Raw genomic sequence first — 15,391 nt, forward strand, 5'->3', positions numbered from 1 at the left:
GCCGGCCGCTCGGGCGGGTGTAGGGGGCGGGCGAAGACACCCGGCCGGCCGCTCGGGCGGGTGTCTTCGCCCGGACCAGGGCTCGGGGCCATCCGCCGTCAGCGTGTGGCGGACGCCCCCGGACGCAGTTCGTTCCGTCGCACCTTGCCCGAGCGGGTACGCGGGAGGTGGGCGACCACCTCGACCCCGCGCGGCACGAAGACCGGCGCGAGCCGCTCGGCGGCGAGCGCGAGCAGTTCCGCGCCGATGCGCCCGTGCGCATCGGTGACCGACTCCCGCCGCTGCGGGCGGAGTTCCACGACCGCGTACGGGGCAAGACCGCCCTCCGGGTCCTCGCACGGCACCACCGCCGCGTCGGCCACCTCCGGGTGGGTGCGGAGCACCGCCTCGATCTCCATCGGGGAGACCCGGTGGCCGTGGGACTTGAAGACCTCGTCCATCCGCCCCAGCAGCCGGATCGAGCCGTCCGCACACCGCTCGCCGCGGTCCCCCGTGCGGTACAGACCGTCGGCGAACGCCTCCGCCGTACGCTCGGGCAGCCCCGCGTACCCCCGCATCAGGCCGGGCGGACGCTCGGTCAGATCGACGCAGACCTCGCCCGATTCGCCCCGCTCCCCCGTCTCGGGGTCGCGCAGCACGATCCGGTAGCCGGGGAGCGGGTGCCCGAGCGGGGCAAGGGGTTCCGCGCCGCCGGGCGCGCGGCCGATGAGGGCGGTCGCCTCCGTCTGGCCGTAGCCGTCGCGGACCCGTACGCCCCAGGCCGCCTCGATCCGTCGCACCGTCTCGGCGGTCAGGGGTTCTCCGGCCGCCGTCGCCTCGCGCAGCCGGGGTGCCGCCGCGCCCCCGCTCACGTACGGGAGCAGCGACCGCCACGCGCTCGGCGGCGCGCAGAAGCTGGTGACGCGATGGGCGGCGAGGACGCCCGGCAGCACGGCCGGCGGGAGGCCGCCGTCCGGGGGTGCGAGCACGGTCGCCTCCGCCGCCCAGGGGACGAAGAAGCTCGACCACGAGTGCTTGGCCCAGCCGGGCGCGGAGAGGTTGAGGTGCCGGTCGCCGGGGCGCAGGCCGCTCCAGTACAGGCTGGAGAGGTGCCCGACGCCGTATCCCGCGTGGCTGTGTTCGACGAGTTTGGGCAGCGAGGTCGTCCCGGAGGTGAAGTAGCAGAAGGACGGGTCGGCGGCGCGGGTCGGCCCGTCCGGGACGAAGCGGGGCCGCCCGGGTCGACGGGTGTCGGGGTACGGGACCCAGCCGGTCCGGTCCGCGCCGCCGACGGCCATCCGGACACCCGGCACCGATCCCGACCCGGACCTCGTCCCCGACCCCGACCCCGACCCCGACCCGGGCAACCCGTCGAGCAGGGTGACGAGTTCGGGTGCGCACACCACGTGCCGGATGCCGCCCCGGTCGATCCGGTCGGCCGCCTCGGCTGCGGTCAGGTCCTGGTAGCCGGGGACGACGACCGCGCCGAGCTTGATGCAGCCGAGCAGGGTCTCCCACAGCTCGGCGCGGGTGCCGAGCAGGATCAGGACGCGGTCGCCCCGTACCACCCCGTGCTCGCGCAGCACCGTCGCCAACGCGTCGGAACGGGCGGAGAGTTCGGCGAACGACACCCGGTCGACGACGGGGACGCCGCCGCCCGGGCCCGGGGGGCCGAGGAGTTCGAGTGCCGGCCGGTCGTTGCCCTCGGCGATGACGTCGAACCAGTCGAGGGCCCAGTTGAAGCGCTCGGCGCGCGGCCACCGGAAGGCGGCACAGGCCGCCTCCCGGTCGCCGCGCAGCCGCAGCAGCAGATCCCGCGCGGCCCGGTACTCCTCGTGGGCGGGTGTTCCGGCGACGCCGTTCACCCCACACCCCCGAGCATCGCACGGCCGGTCGCCGGGCGGCCCGCCCGCCCGGCTCCCGCGTCCGCCGCACCCCCCACCAGCGCCTCCGCGATCGCGTCCGCGTCCCGCGTGAACGAGCCCCACAGGCCGGGCCGGCCGCTGCCCACCTGCGTGAACCAGCGGGTGAACTCGCTCGGGATGCCCAGCACATGGGTGCTGGTGTCCACCGAGCCGTCGGCCCGCACCGGGTGGAACGGGGAGTCGGTGCAGTCCAGGCCGCCGGTGGCGAACTCCCCGCCCCCGTCCACCGCGTTGGTGAAGGTACGGATCTCCCCGTCCACCATCAGACCCCGGATCAGCGGGTCCAGGTCGGCGGTCAGGTCGGTGCCCGGCACCCGGGCGTCCACGACCACGTCCAGCGGCACCCAGGAGTTCTCCACCTGCGCCGACTCCACCGCGAACCGTCCCTCACCGGGATCCGCTCCGAACCGGGCGCCGGGGCCCACCGGTTCGAGGACCCCGGCCGCGAGCAGCGCGAGGAACTGCTCCGAGCGCAGCTGCGGCGGTCCGGTCGAGACCATCGCCGCGACCGGGCCGAACTCGGCGAGGAACCAGCGGTGCGAGGCGGGGGTGAGTCCGCCGAAGTCGACGACGGTACGGATCGTCTGCCGGACGTCCCGCAGGACGTCGGCGGCCGCCTTCAGGGGCCCGTCGGCATTGCCCTGGCGCGCCTCGAAGAGGTCGGCGCGCAGCCACTCGGTGAGCACCTTGTGGTACTCGGCCGGGGAGCCGAAGCGCCGGCTGCCGAACGGCCGGGCGAGCGCGTCGAGTCCGGCGATCGGCCGGGCGTCGACGCGGTATCCGGCGGCGAGCCGTTCCAGGACTCTGAGATCGGGCCGGGGGTCGGGCCGGTCGGCGAGGGCCTGCGCACCGCGCTCGGTGAACTCGTCGGCGGCTTCGGGGCCGTGGACCTGGCGGATCCGGGTGGCGAGGAGGACGAGGTTGACCTCGGCGAGCAGCCACGGCAGGACCGACTCCTCGAAGTCGAGCGGCGCCTGCTCCGCCCGTAGCGCGAGCATCCGCTCGGCGGTGAACAGCCGTGCGCTGTACCGGTGTTCGGGCCACTTCTGGTTGGCGCCCCGGGTGAGCAGGGGCACTCCCCCGCGCGAGCCCGCGAGGATCCTGGGCTCCTTGCCGCTGGGCAGGTACAACAGGCCCTCGCAGCCCTCGGTGAAGGTGCCGCCGCGCCCCAGGGTGAGCTCGGTGAGGATGTCGTAGAAGGTGAGCCCCATGCCGAGGATGCCGACGCTCGCGCCCGCCGGGATCCCGGCGAGCGGCATCTCGCTCGCCGAGCCGCCCGCGATGTAGCGGACGGGGCGGGCGGGTGTGCTGTGTTCGCGGGCGAACCGGGTCCAGGCGCGCTGGTCCGCGTCGAGCTCGTTGACGGGATGGCCGGTGGCGAGGACCACCCGGTCGACGGTGAGGACGTCACCGCGGTCGAGTCTCAGCCGGTGGGCGGCTCCGTCCGCGCCGCCCTCCCCGCGGCCACGGTCCGCGCAGATCACCCGGGCGGGGACGCGGTGGACGGTGAGGGAGGGCGGCAGGGTCTCCTCGATCCGCCGCATGACATGGGTGAGGTACCGGCCGTAGACGGCGCGGGGTGCGTAGCCCTCGGGCTCGGCTCCCGCCGGGTCGTCCTCGGCCCACCACTCGCCGAGGGACGGTCCGGCGCCGGGCCGGTGCGGCCCGTCGTCGGCCGGCCCGGAGAACATGGTGACCTCCTGGGCCGGGGTGTTCATCAGGAACCACGGCGACTGGTCCGTCCGCCAGATCCGCCCGGCCCCCGCCTCGTACGGATCCACGGCGAAGACCTCGACCGGCCGGGCGGGCGGCGTCTCGGCGCAGCGGGCCGCGAGCCGCTCCAGTACGGAGAGGCCGCGCGGACCCATGCCGACGAACGCGATCCGCAGCGGCTCCGCGGACGGCGCCGGGGTGTCCCTCGGTACCGGCTCCGGCGGCGGGTTGGTCGCCGCGGCCTGGTCGTGCTCACGGGCGACCCGGCCGAGCATGCCGGAGAGCTGGCGTGAGGTCATCGGAATGGTCCTCCTGCTGGTGGTGAGCAGCGGCAGCGCGCCCAGATCCGTCCACTGCAGGCGCCCGTCCGGTGCGAGGGTGGACCGGACGGCGCCCCGGTTGTCGGGGTGCAGGCAGAACGGCACGTCGAGCAGGCCGCGGTCGAAGGCCTTGAGCAGGGCGACGCCGAGGTCATCGGAGAGCCCCAGGACGGCGGTGACCAGGGCGCGCGCCTCGACGAGCGTCTCCTCGGCATCGGCCTCGGCGGCTGACCTGGCGCCCTGGTGCGTGCCGCGCCGGGGCGCGGAGCGGGCGGCGTCGGCGGCGATCCGCAGGGCGGTCAGGTTCTCCTCGACGGTCGGGATGCGGTGCGCCTCGGTCTCGGTCTTCACGATCAGGCGCTGGGCCCCGCCCCGTACGGCCAGTTCGGCGCTGCGGCGCAGCAGCAGCCGGGCGCCGGGCACGGTCCTCGGGTAGACGCCCATGTACGTGTAGAGCACGATGTGGCGGTCGACGGACGGCGGCAGGAACTCGTCGGCGAGCAGCCGCAGCGCGGTGAGCGCGCCGGTGTCCTGGGCGGGATGGGTCTGCTGGGCGTAGCTGAGAGAGACGCTGGTGGCGCCGTTGGCCGCGAAGAACAGGCATTCCAGGAGCGAGACGGCGACGAGCAGCGACGGCGGGCAGAGCTGGCCGAGGAGGCAGCCGCCGAAGGATTCGAGATGGGCCCGGCGGCCGTGCGCGCGGCTCTCCTCGGTGAGGAACTGGACGGAGTCGCGCCAGGCGGCGACGGATTCGGCGAGCGGGGTACGACCGTAGGGCAGGCAGTACGAGACGGGGCCGCCCTCGGAGGCGGCGAGCCCGGCGGCGGCCATGGTGCGGAAGATGGCCAGCGGGTCGGCGGAGCCGTGCCGGACCTGGACGGGGGTGGCGCGTCCGGCCGCGGCGGCGACCCGCGCGGTGGTCTTGGGGCCGTGGCTGACCAGCGGGAACCCGTTGAGAGGCCGGCCGGCACGTAAGGCGGCGGTGGCGGCGGCGTGGTCGCCGACGCGGGTGTAGCTGTCGATGGTGAGGGTGGCGACGGTCCTCTCGGGCAGGGTGGCGACGGCGGCGACTCCACCGGCCATCACCTCGGGCGCGACCATTCCCATCCGGGGCTGGACGACCAGTTCACCGGCCGCGGCCGACTCCTGGACGAAGGCGCCGAGATCGCCGGGGGCGAGCGGGGGCGGGGCGGAGGTCGTCAAGCCGCGGCCCGCCCGGTACACGCGTCGCCGAGGTCGGCAAGCCGGCGCAGCAGGGCGGTGGGCGGGGTGCCGTCCGCGTACACCTCGTCGTATCCGGCGGCGAGGAGTTCGGCGGTGCGGGTGGCGGCGCCGTCCGGGGAGATGCCGAGGAGCCCGCCGATGACCATGGGGAGGGTGCGGGTCTTGCGGTCGGCGCGCAGGGCGCGGGCGGCGCGCAGCCCGTCCTGGTGGCCGTGGCCGTTGACGGAGGAGAGCACGACGAGATCGGGGCTGGTCATCCGGGCGGTGTCGACGAGCAGTTGCTCGGGGACGCAGGGGCCCAGGTTGAGTACGGAGTGCCCGTGCTCCTCCAGGAAGAGCTGGAGGTGGACGAGGTTCCAGGTGTGGGCGTCGGAGGAACCGGTGGTGAGCAGGACCCGGCGGGAGGGCTCGGGACTGCTGCGCAGGGGCTGGGGCCGTGCGGACGGGGTCATGGCGTCTCTCTCCGGAAGGGGTGCGGGCGGGCGGGCGGGTGTACGGGGACGGTGCGGGCGCGACGCGGACGGCGCGGGCCACGGGGGACTCGGACGGCGCGGGTGGCTCGGCTCGGTGCGGGTGGTTCGGTGCGGGTGGCTCGGCTCCGTGCGCCTCGGCCGGACGCGCCTCGGCCGGGTGCTCCTCGGGTCGCGGCGCGGGGAAGCCGTCGGCGGCGTGCGGCAGGACGTGGGCCCGGGCCCGTACCGACGCGGCGGTGCGGCGTACGGGCGCGGGTGAGGCGGCGTGCGGGCTTCGGTCGCGTACGAGGCGAACCCCTGCCGGGTACGGGTCGGGCGCCGCGCGCGTACGCCGCACCGCCCGCGTCCGTACGGGGTCGGGTGCTGCCCGCGGGTACGGGTCGGGCACCGGGCGCGTACGAGGTCGGACGAGGCGTGCGACGCATGCGTCGGCCGTGCGCGCGGGGGCCGAGGCCGCCGGGCCCTCGTGGGACCCGGTGGCCTCGTGACCGCGCCGGGGGCCCGGGTGTTCGTGCGTGCCCCGGGAGCACCCCGTGGTGGCTCAGGCGCCCTGGACCCCGGCGCCGACGCCCGTGGTGATCTCGCCGGCCCCGGGTGTGCGGGCGGCAGCGGGGCGGGCGCGGACGGCGAGGACGGTGCAGCCGTCGGCGCTGGACATCTGGTGCCGGGTGCCCGGCTCCTCGACGACGAGGTCGCCGCGGTGGAAGCGGCGCCCGTCGCTGTGGTCGAGGGTGCCGTCGAGGACGAGCATCAGCTCGTGGCCGAGGTGCTCGTGGAAGTCGCCGTGCGCGCCGGGCGGGAAGCGCAGCAGCAGCGAGGCGGAGTCCTCGTCCTCGTCCGGGTCGGGGCCCCAGAGCACGACGAACTCGACGCCGACGCGGCCGGGTTCGGTCCACGGCACCCAGGGCAGGTCGGTCTGGTCGAAGCCGTTGCGGAGCACGTTGCGGTAGACGGTCACGTCAGGCATGGGCGCGGACCTCCGAGGCGGCGTCGCGCTGGGCGACGATGGACGGGATGCCGTCGGGGCCCCACGGCTTGGGCCCGTTGACGATGGGGGCGCCGATGAGCGAGCCGAACTCGCGCCAGGCCCCGTCGTAGTTGCGGATGTCGGGAAGGCCGAGGAGCTCGCTCAGCACGAACCAGCTGTGCGCGGAGCGCCAGCCGACCCGGCAGTAGACGACGGTCGGGGCGTCGGTGCGGACGCCGGCGTAGGCGGCGGCCAGCTCCACGTCGTCGCGGAAGGTGCCGTCGGGACGGACGGCGGTGTGCCAGGGGATGTGCTCGGCGGAGAGTGCGTGACCGCAGCGCACACCGAGGTCCTCGGGCACGCCTGGCGGGGTGTTGCTCTGCCCGAGGTACTCCTCCAGGGAGCGGACGTCGAGGAGCTGGTGGCGTCCGATGTGGTCGAGCATGTCCTCTCGGCGGGCCCGGATCGTCTCGTCGGCGGCCGGTACGGGGTACGTGCCGGGCTCGCGCCGCGGTACGTCCTGCGTGAGGTCGGCGCCGAGCGCCTCCCAGCGGAGCCGGCCGCCGTCGAGGATCCGCAGCTCCCGGTGGCCGTACAGGGTGAACTGCCAGTATCCGGCGGCGGCCCACCAGTTGTTGTTGCCGCTGAGGAGGACGACGGTGTGGTCGGCGGAGATGCCGTGCCGGCCGAGGAGGTCGGCGAAGGCCTCGGGGCCGATGACGTCCCGGCGTACCGGGTCCTGGAGGTCGCCGGTCCAGTCCAGGCGGACCGATCCGGGGATCCGGCCCAGTTCGCTGCCGCCGTCGGTGATCTCGACGAGGACCGTGTTCTCGTCCCCGGCCGCGGGGTTGCGCAGCTGTTCCATGATCTGCTCGCAGCTGACGAGCAGTCTGTCTCGGTTCACGGGAGCTCCGTTGAGGTGAGTACGCGGAAGTGCGGGCGGGCGGAGGGGGCAGCGCCGGCGGGCGCCGGTCACCACCAGTACGCGGGGTACTTGCCGATCACGCCGAGGCGGGAGGCGAGCAGGCCCACCAGGACGAGCAGGGCGCTGCCGACGGCGAGCAGGGCGAGGAAGCGCAGCGGCGCGGGGTCCTGGAGGACGGCGAGTACGGCGGTGGCGGCGGCGGGCGCGTGGACGGCGCGCAGCAGCAGCATGAGGCCGACGCTGAGACCGGCGGCGACGGCCGCCACCCAGAGGGAGCGGCCGAACAGGGCGACGGCGACGAGGCCGAGGACACCGGAGCCGACCTGTCCGAGCATGACGCCCCGGGGCTGGGCCGGGGGCAGCACGGGGGTGCTGCAGATGATCATGGCGGTGGCGGCCAGCGGGGCGATCATCAGGAGCTGGCCGGTGGCCTCGCCGAGGGCGACCAGGATCACCAGGGACACGACGGTGGCGAGGGTGCCGAGGACGGCGGGCCGGCTGCCGGGGAAGGGCGGGGCGCCGCCCGCCCAGCGGCTTCGGGCGGGAGGGGTCGCCGCACCCGCGGGGGTCTGGGTCTGGTTGCTCACGGTGTTCTCTCCTTGGCGGGGCGGGCGGAGGCAGGACGGGGCTCGGCAAAGGGCGGGGTCTCGGGAACGGGAGGGGGCTCGGCAAAAGGCCGAGGCGCGACGAAAAGCGGGGGCTCGGCAAAGGGCCGAGGCGCGGCAAAGGGCGGTGGACGGGCGGGCGGCGCGTCCCGCGGGTGAGGGTTCCACCGCGGGACGGGCCTGTCCGGGTCAGCGGTGCGTGCCGCCGAAGTAGCGCATGGCCTGCCGGTGGACGACCTTGCCGATGCGGTGGCCCATCTCGATGCCGGGCTCGTTGTCGAAGCTCCAGTGCATGCCGCCGTACACCCGGGAGATGCCGGCCTGCCGGGCGGCCTCGCTGAAGGTGGGCCAGTGCAGGACGACGTCGGTGCGCGGGGTGAGGCCGGGCTCGACGGTGGAGGCGCCCGCCTTGAAGCGGTACGAGTCGCCGAAGGAGTCGGAGCCGGTGAAGCGGCGCAGGAACTCGGCGGCGGCGCCGGAGAAGGTGCTGTGTCCGGAGACGGTCGCCGGGAAGGGCGGAACGGCCACGTACGCCTGCCAGTCGACGCCGTCCATGGTGACGGTGCCCCGGCCCGGGCCGCCCCAGGAACGGATCTGCCGGCCGCGCTGGTCGAAGGGGATGAGCGTGGAGGGACGCGCGAAGTCGTACTGGGCCTTGACGGCCCAGGAGCCGATGGCGGCGTCGCACTCGGCCATGTTGAGGCCGAAGAATATCTGGGCGTCCTCGTCGACCCCGTGGCCGTCGCGGGCGGAGACGTACCGTCCCCACATCTGCTGGGCGCCGGGCGGGGTGACGTCGTCGTTGAGCCAGAACTCGGCGATGGCCTTCTGCTCGTCCGTCAGATGCGCGCTGATGTCGAGGAGTTCCTCGATGGCGGCCGTCATCCGGACCGAGGGGTACGCGGGCGGGGCGGCGACCGTGAACTGGTCGGGACGGGACAGCGCGAAGGGCTGCATCACCGCGAACTGCGGGGTGAGGTAGCGCTGGGTCTTGCCGCCGACGATCAGCGGGGCCCAGTGCGCCGGGTCGCTGAGTGTGGCCGGGTCGAAGGCCCCGGCGATCTGCGGGGTGTTGCGCGGCTGGTAGCCGGTGGTGTCGGAGTACGCCGGGGTGCCGAGCTGGTTGGCGCCGTCGGCGTGGCGGTACTCGAGGACGGCCTGCGCGGTGCGGCGGCCGATCCAGGCGGGGCTGTTGCGGCGGGGGTCGGTGAGCTCGGGGTCGTGGCCGAGGCTGCGGAGCATGTTGTCGATGGCGACCTTGTACTCGGGGTACAGGTCGAGCAGGGCGAGGTGGGCCGCGTAGCTGATGGCCTCGTTCTTGTTGTCGAGGGTGCGCTCGGAGCGGGGCCGGCGCAGGGCGCCGCCGAAACGGGTGCCGACGGCGCAGCGGTCGTAGCAGGCCCAGGCGTCGTAGATGGCGTTGTGGACGATCGCGAGGGCTCGGGCGTTCACGGTGGCGGGGCCGAAGCGGTTTCCGGCGGCCTGGTAGCGGCCGAGGATCGCGTCCATCGCGGCCTGGTTCCAGCGGATGACGACGCTGGGGTCGGTCACGGTGCCGGGCCGGCGGCGGCCGGTGCGCGTCTCCGCCTCGAAGCTGGTGGGCACGGCCCACGCGGCGCTGCCGGGCAGGGCGAGCGCCCCGGCCGCGGCGGCCGACGTGGTGAGCACCCGGCGCCGGGTGAGGGCGGTGCGGGCCGCGGGGGTCGTGGTGGAGGCGGGGGCGGCGGGTCGGTGGGACATCCGTGGATTCCTTCGCATGCTGCCGGGAGCGGATGGACGCGGTTCGAGTCGATGGATCAAACACAAACTCGAACAGTGCTCAGGCTGGCGAGATTTGATCGCGTCCGGCAACGCCCTATCGACTTCTTCCATAGCGGGCATGCAAGGAACCGATGGGCGTCGCGGGGGCGCTCGGGACGTGGTTAGCGTGGCCCACGGCGTCCGACCCTCCTGCCGGGATTTCGGCGTGATCCGAACGGTCCGCCGCCCCGGCTCCGCCCCACCCGGCCTCGATCCGCCCGCACGGCCCCCGCCCGGCCCCCGCGTCGACTCGTGATGGAGATGCCCGCGCATGACCGTTTCCTCCCAGGTGATCCCTGCCACCACTCCCGCCCAGGGGACCGCCACCCCGCCGCCCGCCGGCTCCCCGGCTCCCCTCGGCCGCTTCGACCGGCTCGCGCCACGGCTGCACCGGTACGGCCTGGGCATGCTCAGGGCCGGCCTGGGTGGCGTGTTCGTGTGGTTCGGCGTCCTCAAGGTCATCGGGCTCAGCCCGGCGGCCGCGCTCGTCGTCGCCGTCCTGCCGTTCCCGGCGGGCGACTGGTTCGTGCCCGCGCTGGGCTGGGCCGAGGTGGCGCTCGGCCTCTGGCTGATGTCCGGGCGCGCCCGCGCGCTGGCCCTGCCGGTGCTCACCGCCCACCTCTGCGGCACCTTCGCGGTGCTCGTCCTCACCCCGTCGGCGGCCTTCGCCCACTCCAACCCGCTGCTGCTCACGCTGGTCGGCGAGTTCGTCGTCAAGAACGTGGTGCTGCTCGCGGGCGTGGTCGTGGTGACGACAGACCCGCGCCGCTGAGCACGGCCACCGCGTCTCCTCCGAAGCGGACAACAAACCTGTTGCTCGATTTGTCAGTTGGGATGCACCACGGCCCGCGGGAGCACGGCCGCGCCTTCGGTCGTCCTCCAACTCGCCACTCCCGTACGCGTTCCCTATCCGTCCCGGAGGGGGCCTGGTCACCCCACCCGCACCGAAGCGCTCAAGGACACACGTAAAGCCCGTACAATACCAAGCAGTCGGTTTGGAGTCGTCGAACGGAACGGCGCGACGGGGCGGGCACGCCCGTGCCACCGCGACGCACGGTGCTACTGGAGCCACGGGTGACCAAACAAGAGCGGGCCGCGCGGACCCGCGAGGCGCTGATCACGTCTGCGGCCAGGGAGTTCGACCAGCACGGCTACACCCTGGCCAAGTTGTCGGCGATCAGCACGGGCGCGGGGGTGAGCCCCGGTGCGCTCCACTTCCACTTCGAGAACAAGCCCGCGGTGGCCGCCGCCGTCGAGCACGAGGCGTCCACCGCCCTGCGCAGGACGGCCCGGATCGTGTACGGACAGGGGTCCAACGCCCTGCAGAACCTCGCCGACACCACACACGCCCTGGCCCGGCTGCTCCGTGAGGACGTCGTCGTCCGCGCGGGATACCGGCTCAGCTGCTCCCGGGGCCGTCGTACGGACCTGAATCTGCGCCAGGAGTGGCAGAGCTGTGTCCAGCAGCGGCTCGCGGAGGCGGCCGACGAGGGCCTGCTCGCCACCGGCCACGGCGGTCAGCAGGACCTCGTCCGCACGGTGGTGGCCGCCACCGTGGGCCTGGAGGCACTGTGCCGGGAGAACGGCGAGTGGCTGTCCCCCGACACCGTCACCGGCCTGTGGCGCACGCTCCTGCCGATGCTGGCCGCCCCCGGAACACTCGCCGGCCTGGAACCGGCGGGCAGTTCGGCCGTCCCTGCCGCGCGGGCTCCGGTGGGCTGATTCAGAGCGCGGTCCCTCCCGTGGCGTCCACGTACTGGCCGGTGATCCAGCGCGCGTCGTCGGAGACGAGGAAGCCGACCACGTCCGCGATGTCGGCCGGTGCCCCGATCCGGTTGAAGACCGAGAGCGCCGCCAGGGCCGCGCTCGCCTCCGGGCTCGCCCGGCGTCGCGCGTTCATGTCCGTCGCGATGTAGCCGGGGGCCACGGCGTTGACCGTGATCCCCCGGGGCCCCAGCTCCTTGGCGAGGGCGAGGGTCATGGTGTCGACGGCGCCCTTGGTCATCGCGTAGGTGACCGAGTCGGGAAAGGCGTGCCTCGTCACCGCCGAGGAGATGTTGACGATCCGCCCGCCGTCCCGCAGCCGGTCGAGGCCCCGCTGGACGAGGAAGAGCGGAGCCTTCACATTGATGGTGAACAGCCGGTCGAACACCTCGGTGGTGAGCTGCTGGATACGACCCGAACCGCTGGCGGCGGCGTTGTTCACGAGGATGTCGAACCCGGGTTCCTCGTCGCGCTCCGCGAGACCGGCGTCCAGACCGGTGTAGAACGTGTCGACGGCGTCGGGCGCCTCGAGGTCCGCGCGGAACGCGAAGGCCCGGCCGCCCCGCTCCTCGATGATCTCCACCGTCTCGCGGGCGGCCTTCTCGTTGCTGCCGTAGTGGACGGCCACCAGGGCTCCGTCCCTGGCCAGCCGCTCGGCGATGCCTCTGCCGATGCCTCTGCTCGCTCCTGTGACGATCGCGGTCCTGCCTGCCAACGCGGACATGTCGGTGGTGCCTTCCTTCTGTTCAGGAGTGGTCGAGGAGACCGCTGTACCACGGAAGGTGGTTCGCGAACCCCGCGGTGAAGCCCGGCCCCGGGTCGCAGCCGAGCTCCCGCCAGGGGCGGTCGTCCGCGAACCAGTGGTCGGTGGCGAGCATGTCCAGGTGGTGCAGCGCGAAGGGGACTCCGGCGAACAGCGCACGGGCGGTGGCCATGTCCACCACCGCGCCCCGGCCCCTCCCGGTCCGCCGTGTGAGCAGTTCCTCGCCGGCCGCGAGCAACTCCCCGACCGGGACCGGGTCGGGGTGCTGGACGTAGTACGCACCCGGCGCGGTCGCCGGCGAGAGCGCGGCGCCGAGCAGGGCGCCCGCCAGGCTGTCGACGTCGATCAGGGAGTGCAGCGAGGTTCCGCCGTCGAGGGGACCGGGCAGGGCGCCGAGCAGCCGGACCAGGCCGGGGATCACCTGCCGGTCTCCGGCTCCGTAGACGAGATGGGGCCGCAGGACGGTCCCGCCGGCGTCCATGACGCGCCGGTCACCCGCCGCCCGGGTGCGGCTGGTCGCCGAGCCCGGAGCGAGTGGCAGGGTGCCGGGGGCGGCGGCCCGGAAGGGGCCGCGGCCGTGGACGGACGCGGTGCTCAGGGAGACGATCCGGGTCGCCCCGGCGCTCACGGCCGCGTCGACCAGGGCGCGGGTGCCCTCGTCGTTGACCGCGCGGGCCAGCTCCGCGTCGCCGCCGATCGCCGAGGCGCAGTGGATCAGGACGTCGATCCCCTCGCAGGCGCGACGGAGCGAGTCGGGGTCCCTGAGGTCGCCGGGGACGGTCTCCGTCCCCGGACCCGGGAACTCCCCAGGAACGGCTGCCGGCGCACGGGCGAGCAGGCGGACGTGCGCGGGTTCCTTCGCCGACGCCGCCGTCGCCGTCGCCGCCACCCGGGCGCCGATGAATCCGGTCGCGCCGGTGATCAGAATGCGAGGGCCCATCGTTCCGCTCCGGTTCAGCCTGCCAGTCGGTCGTCGAGGCCGACTCCGGCCACCGCGAGCTCCGGAGACGGGGAGGCGAGCGTGCACACGAAGACCGGCATGCCCTCCTGCCGGCCGGTGACCCGGACCACGGTCGTCGAGCGGTCGGGGGTGGGCACGACCTCGGCCTCGATCCAGCAGGGGCTGTCGAGTTCGGCGTAGCGCTCGAAGGAGACGTTCACGGCGGTGGGCAGGAACACTCCGCCGCCGGTCGTCATCATCGCGGCCTGCCGGGCGGCTTCGAGGAGCATCATCCCGGGCGCGTGATCGTTCTGGCGCCGGAAGAGTATGGAGTGGTTGGTGTCAACCCTCAGCCGCCACTGGCCCGCCCGGGTACCCGGGCCGAGGACGACGTCCTGCGGGCGGCGGCGGCCCACCAGGTGCGGAGCGACCCCCTGGACCAGGGGGACGGGCCTGCCGAGCGCCGCCATCCGGTCGCCCCGAAGTCGTCGGTAGGCGGCGGCCGAGGTGTATCCGGCGAGGCCGCCACCGGTGGCGAGCGGACGCCCGCCCCGGGTGAGCCGCACGGTGGTGGGCAGGTTCCTGGCACGGCCGCGGCGGGTGCCCAGTTCGGGGAAGTGGATGTCGACGGTGACGTTCGACGGGAGGCCGTTGACGGCGAGGGCCGCGGGGTCGGCGGTGAAATGGAGGTCCCACATGACGAACTGGTCGTCCACGGGTACCCCCAATTCCGCATGAGCGACGAGCATGGTGGCCTGGCGTATCGTCTCGGCCACCAGAACGGGGTCGTGTCGGCCCCCGGTCACCGGAGAGAAGAAGGGATGTGAGGCGGGCCAGTGAGCAGAGACGGTGAATCGGTTCTCTCCCCGCTGCGTCCAGCCGGTGGGAAAGATGTCGGCGGGGTCCGCTCGGTGGACGAACTCCCCGGGGACGTGCGCCGTCGCTCCGCGGCAGTTCTGATCCATGGTTCCCCCTCGCGTCCCCGCGCACCCCTGGGCGGCAAACCCGCCCGCCATAGAATACGTACAGCGCGGTTTTCTTTTCAATGCTTCACGTCACACGTCGAGCACAGTCAGCGATACAGCAGGAGGCGCCTTGGCACAGCAAGCGCGTGCAATCCGAACCCGGCGGGCGATCCTGGAGTCGGCCGCGGCCGTCTTCGCGGAGCGTGGCTACGAGCGCACGACCATCGGGGAGATCTTGGTGCGCGCCGGGGTGACCAAGGGGGCTCTGTATTTCCACTTTGCCTCCAAGGAAGATCTGGCCCTCGGCGTGCTCGACGCCCAGATGCTCGACGAGCCCCTCACGCCGCAGCCCGTGAAGCTCCAGGAGCTGGTGGACCAGGGCTTCCTCCTCGCCCACCGGCTGCAGCGTGACGCGCTGGTGCGCGCGAGCGTCGCGCTGGCCCTCGACAGTGGCGCCACCGGGGTCGACCGGGCGGCTCCGTTCAAGGCCTGGATCGACCAGGTCTCGGAGGTCCTGACGGTGGCGAAGGCCCGCGGGGAGCTCCTCGTCCATGTCGACGTGACGGACACGGCCGAGCTGTTCTCGGGCGCCTTCGCGGGCATCCAGACGATGTCTCAGATCCTGTGTGATCGCAAAGATCTCACCCACCGCGTCCTGGTGCTGCTCCGCCACGTGCTGCCGACGATCTGCACCCCGGCCCTGCTGACCACGCTCGAGATGACCGAGGAACGCGCACGGCGGCTGGCCGCCGAGTACGACCTCCAGCGGCTCAAGAGGGGGGAAGGAAACCTCGCGGACACGTCTGGTTAAGAAAACCGACCGACCGGTCCCCTGAGCGCCCCGACGCAGATCAGCGTCGGGGCGCTCTGGCATCATGGCACTGAGTGTGTTTTGCTGAGGGTACTCAGTGCCAAAAGCGTCTAGGGGAGCTCCACATCATGGGCAAGGACTTCGACCTGTATCGGCCCTCCGAGGAGCACGACATGCTCCGGGAGTCGGTGCGTGCGCTCGCGGAGGCGAAGATCGT

14 protein-coding genes are annotated in these 15,391 nt (G+C 73.7%); 4 read left to right on the forward strand and 10 right to left on the reverse strand.

The genetic code is table 11. The annotated features are described in order from the left end of the window. Positions 1–98: 98 nt before the first annotated feature. The 7 genes from E0F75_RS34295 to E0F75_RS34325 all read right to left on the reverse strand — a co-directional run bounded on the left by E0F75_RS34295 (position 99) and on the right by E0F75_RS34325 (position 9,871). Positions 99–1,844, reverse strand: coding sequence for an acyl-CoA synthetase (locus E0F75_RS34295; protein WP_229314873.1), 1,746 nt, complete (start codon positions 1,842–1,844; stop codon positions 99–101). Next, positions 1,841–5,140: an FAD/NAD(P)-binding protein gene (locus tag E0F75_RS34300; RefSeq protein WP_229314874.1), complete on the reverse strand. Its 3,300-nt coding sequence runs from the start codon at positions 5,138–5,140 to the stop codon at positions 1,841–1,843. Before E0F75_RS34300 ends, E0F75_RS34295 begins: the two co-directional genes overlap by 4 nt. Continuing rightward, a complete protein-coding gene (locus tag E0F75_RS34305; RefSeq protein WP_229314875.1) occupies positions 5,137–5,613 on the reverse strand; it encodes a cobalamin B12-binding domain-containing protein in 477 nt (158 codons plus the stop codon). Before E0F75_RS34305 ends, E0F75_RS34300 begins: the two co-directional genes overlap by 4 nt. A 562-nt stretch (positions 5,614–6,175) precedes the next feature. Then, positions 6,176–6,601 (reverse strand): cupin domain-containing protein, encoded by a 426-nt coding sequence (locus tag E0F75_RS34310; protein ID WP_229314876.1) that lies wholly within the window; start codon positions 6,599–6,601, stop codon positions 6,176–6,178. Then, positions 6,594–7,505: a sulfurtransferase gene (locus tag E0F75_RS34315; protein ID WP_229314877.1), complete on the reverse strand. Its 912-nt coding sequence runs from the start codon at positions 7,503–7,505 to the stop codon at positions 6,594–6,596. The genes E0F75_RS34310 and E0F75_RS34315 overlap by 8 nt, the downstream gene beginning before the upstream one ends. 68 nt (positions 7,506–7,573) lie before the next feature. Next, on the reverse strand, positions 7,574–8,113 hold the full coding sequence (locus E0F75_RS34320) for an HPP family protein (RefSeq protein WP_229314878.1): 540 nt from the start codon (positions 8,111–8,113) through the stop codon (positions 7,574–7,576). A gap of 207 nt (positions 8,114–8,320) precedes the next feature. Beyond that, positions 8,321–9,871: a vanadium-dependent haloperoxidase gene (locus E0F75_RS34325; RefSeq protein ID WP_229314879.1), complete on the reverse strand. Its 1,551-nt coding sequence runs from the start codon at positions 9,869–9,871 to the stop codon at positions 8,321–8,323. A 331-nt stretch (positions 9,872–10,202) separates the two neighbouring features. Between E0F75_RS34325 and E0F75_RS34330 the strand changes: the two genes are divergently transcribed. Beyond that, entirely contained in the window at positions 10,203–10,703 is a 501-nt protein-coding gene (locus E0F75_RS34330) for a hypothetical protein (protein ID WP_229314880.1), read from the forward strand. A 302-nt stretch (positions 10,704–11,005) separates the two neighbouring features. Continuing rightward, complete coding sequence (locus tag E0F75_RS34335) at positions 11,006–11,653, forward strand: ScbR family autoregulator-binding transcription factor (RefSeq protein WP_229314881.1); 648 nt, start codon at positions 11,006–11,008, stop codon at positions 11,651–11,653. Position 11,654: 1 nt separating this feature from the next. Here the strand turns inward: E0F75_RS34335 and E0F75_RS34340 are convergent, their stop codons facing one another. The 3 genes from E0F75_RS34340 to E0F75_RS34350 are packed head-to-tail and all read right to left on the reverse strand — an operon-like array spanning position 11,655 to position 14,414. Further along, positions 11,655–12,419, reverse strand: coding sequence for an SDR family oxidoreductase (locus E0F75_RS34340; protein ID WP_229314882.1), 765 nt, complete (start codon positions 12,417–12,419; stop codon positions 11,655–11,657). 22 nt (positions 12,420–12,441) lie between these two features. Next, entirely contained in the window at positions 12,442–13,398 is a 957-nt protein-coding gene (locus E0F75_RS34345) for an NAD(P)-dependent oxidoreductase (protein ID WP_229314883.1), read from the reverse strand. 14 nt (positions 13,399–13,412) lie between these two features. Further along, on the reverse strand, positions 13,413–14,414 hold the full coding sequence (locus E0F75_RS34350; RefSeq protein WP_308189631.1) for a ScbA/BarX family gamma-butyrolactone biosynthesis protein: 1,002 nt from the start codon (positions 14,412–14,414) through the stop codon (positions 13,413–13,415). A gap of 79 nt (positions 14,415–14,493) precedes the next feature. On the opposite strand from E0F75_RS34350, the gene E0F75_RS34355 reads away from it, so the two are divergent. Both E0F75_RS34355 and E0F75_RS34360 read left to right on the forward strand, forming a co-directional pair. Then, positions 14,494–15,174, forward strand: coding sequence for a ScbR family autoregulator-binding transcription factor (locus tag E0F75_RS34355; RefSeq protein ID WP_073906861.1), 681 nt, complete (start codon positions 14,494–14,496; stop codon positions 15,172–15,174). A gap of 128 nt (positions 15,175–15,302) precedes the next feature. Continuing rightward, positions 15,303–15,391, forward strand: an 89-nt coding sequence (locus E0F75_RS34360; RefSeq protein ID WP_229314895.1) for an acyl-CoA dehydrogenase family protein, incomplete at its 3' end; no start/stop codon positions are given.

The organism is Streptomyces sp. CB02980, assembly GCF_014451325.2.
Classification (GTDB): domain Bacteria; phylum Actinomycetota; class Actinomycetes; order Streptomycetales; family Streptomycetaceae; genus Streptomyces.

What these genes read in the sequence shown, in the direction of transcription:
- E0F75_RS34305 (WP_229314875.1), bottom strand. Translation starts at nt 5,613, where the DNA reads ATGACCCCGTCCGCACGGCCCCAGCCCCTGCGCAGCAGTCCCGAGCCC.
- E0F75_RS34310 (WP_229314876.1), bottom strand. Translation starts at nt 6,601, where the DNA reads ATGCCTGACGTGACCGTCTACCGCAACGTGCTCCGCAACGGCTTCGAC.
- E0F75_RS34325 (WP_229314879.1), bottom strand. Translation starts at nt 9,871, where the DNA reads ATGTCCCACCGACCCGCCGCCCCCGCCTCCACCACGACCCCCGCGGCC.
- E0F75_RS34330 (WP_229314880.1), top strand. Translation starts at nt 10,203, where the DNA reads ATGACCGTTTCCTCCCAGGTGATCCCTGCCACCACTCCCGCCCAGGGG.
- E0F75_RS34340 (WP_229314882.1), bottom strand. Translation starts at nt 12,419, where the DNA reads ATGTCCGCGTTGGCAGGCAGGACCGCGATCGTCACAGGAGCGAGCAGA.
- E0F75_RS34345 (WP_229314883.1), bottom strand. Translation starts at nt 13,398, where the DNA reads ATGGGCCCTCGCATTCTGATCACCGGCGCGACCGGATTCATCGGCGCC.
- E0F75_RS34350 (WP_308189631.1), bottom strand. Translation starts at nt 14,414, where the DNA reads ATGGCGGGCGGGTTTGCCGCCCAGGGGTGCGCGGGGACGCGAGGGGGA.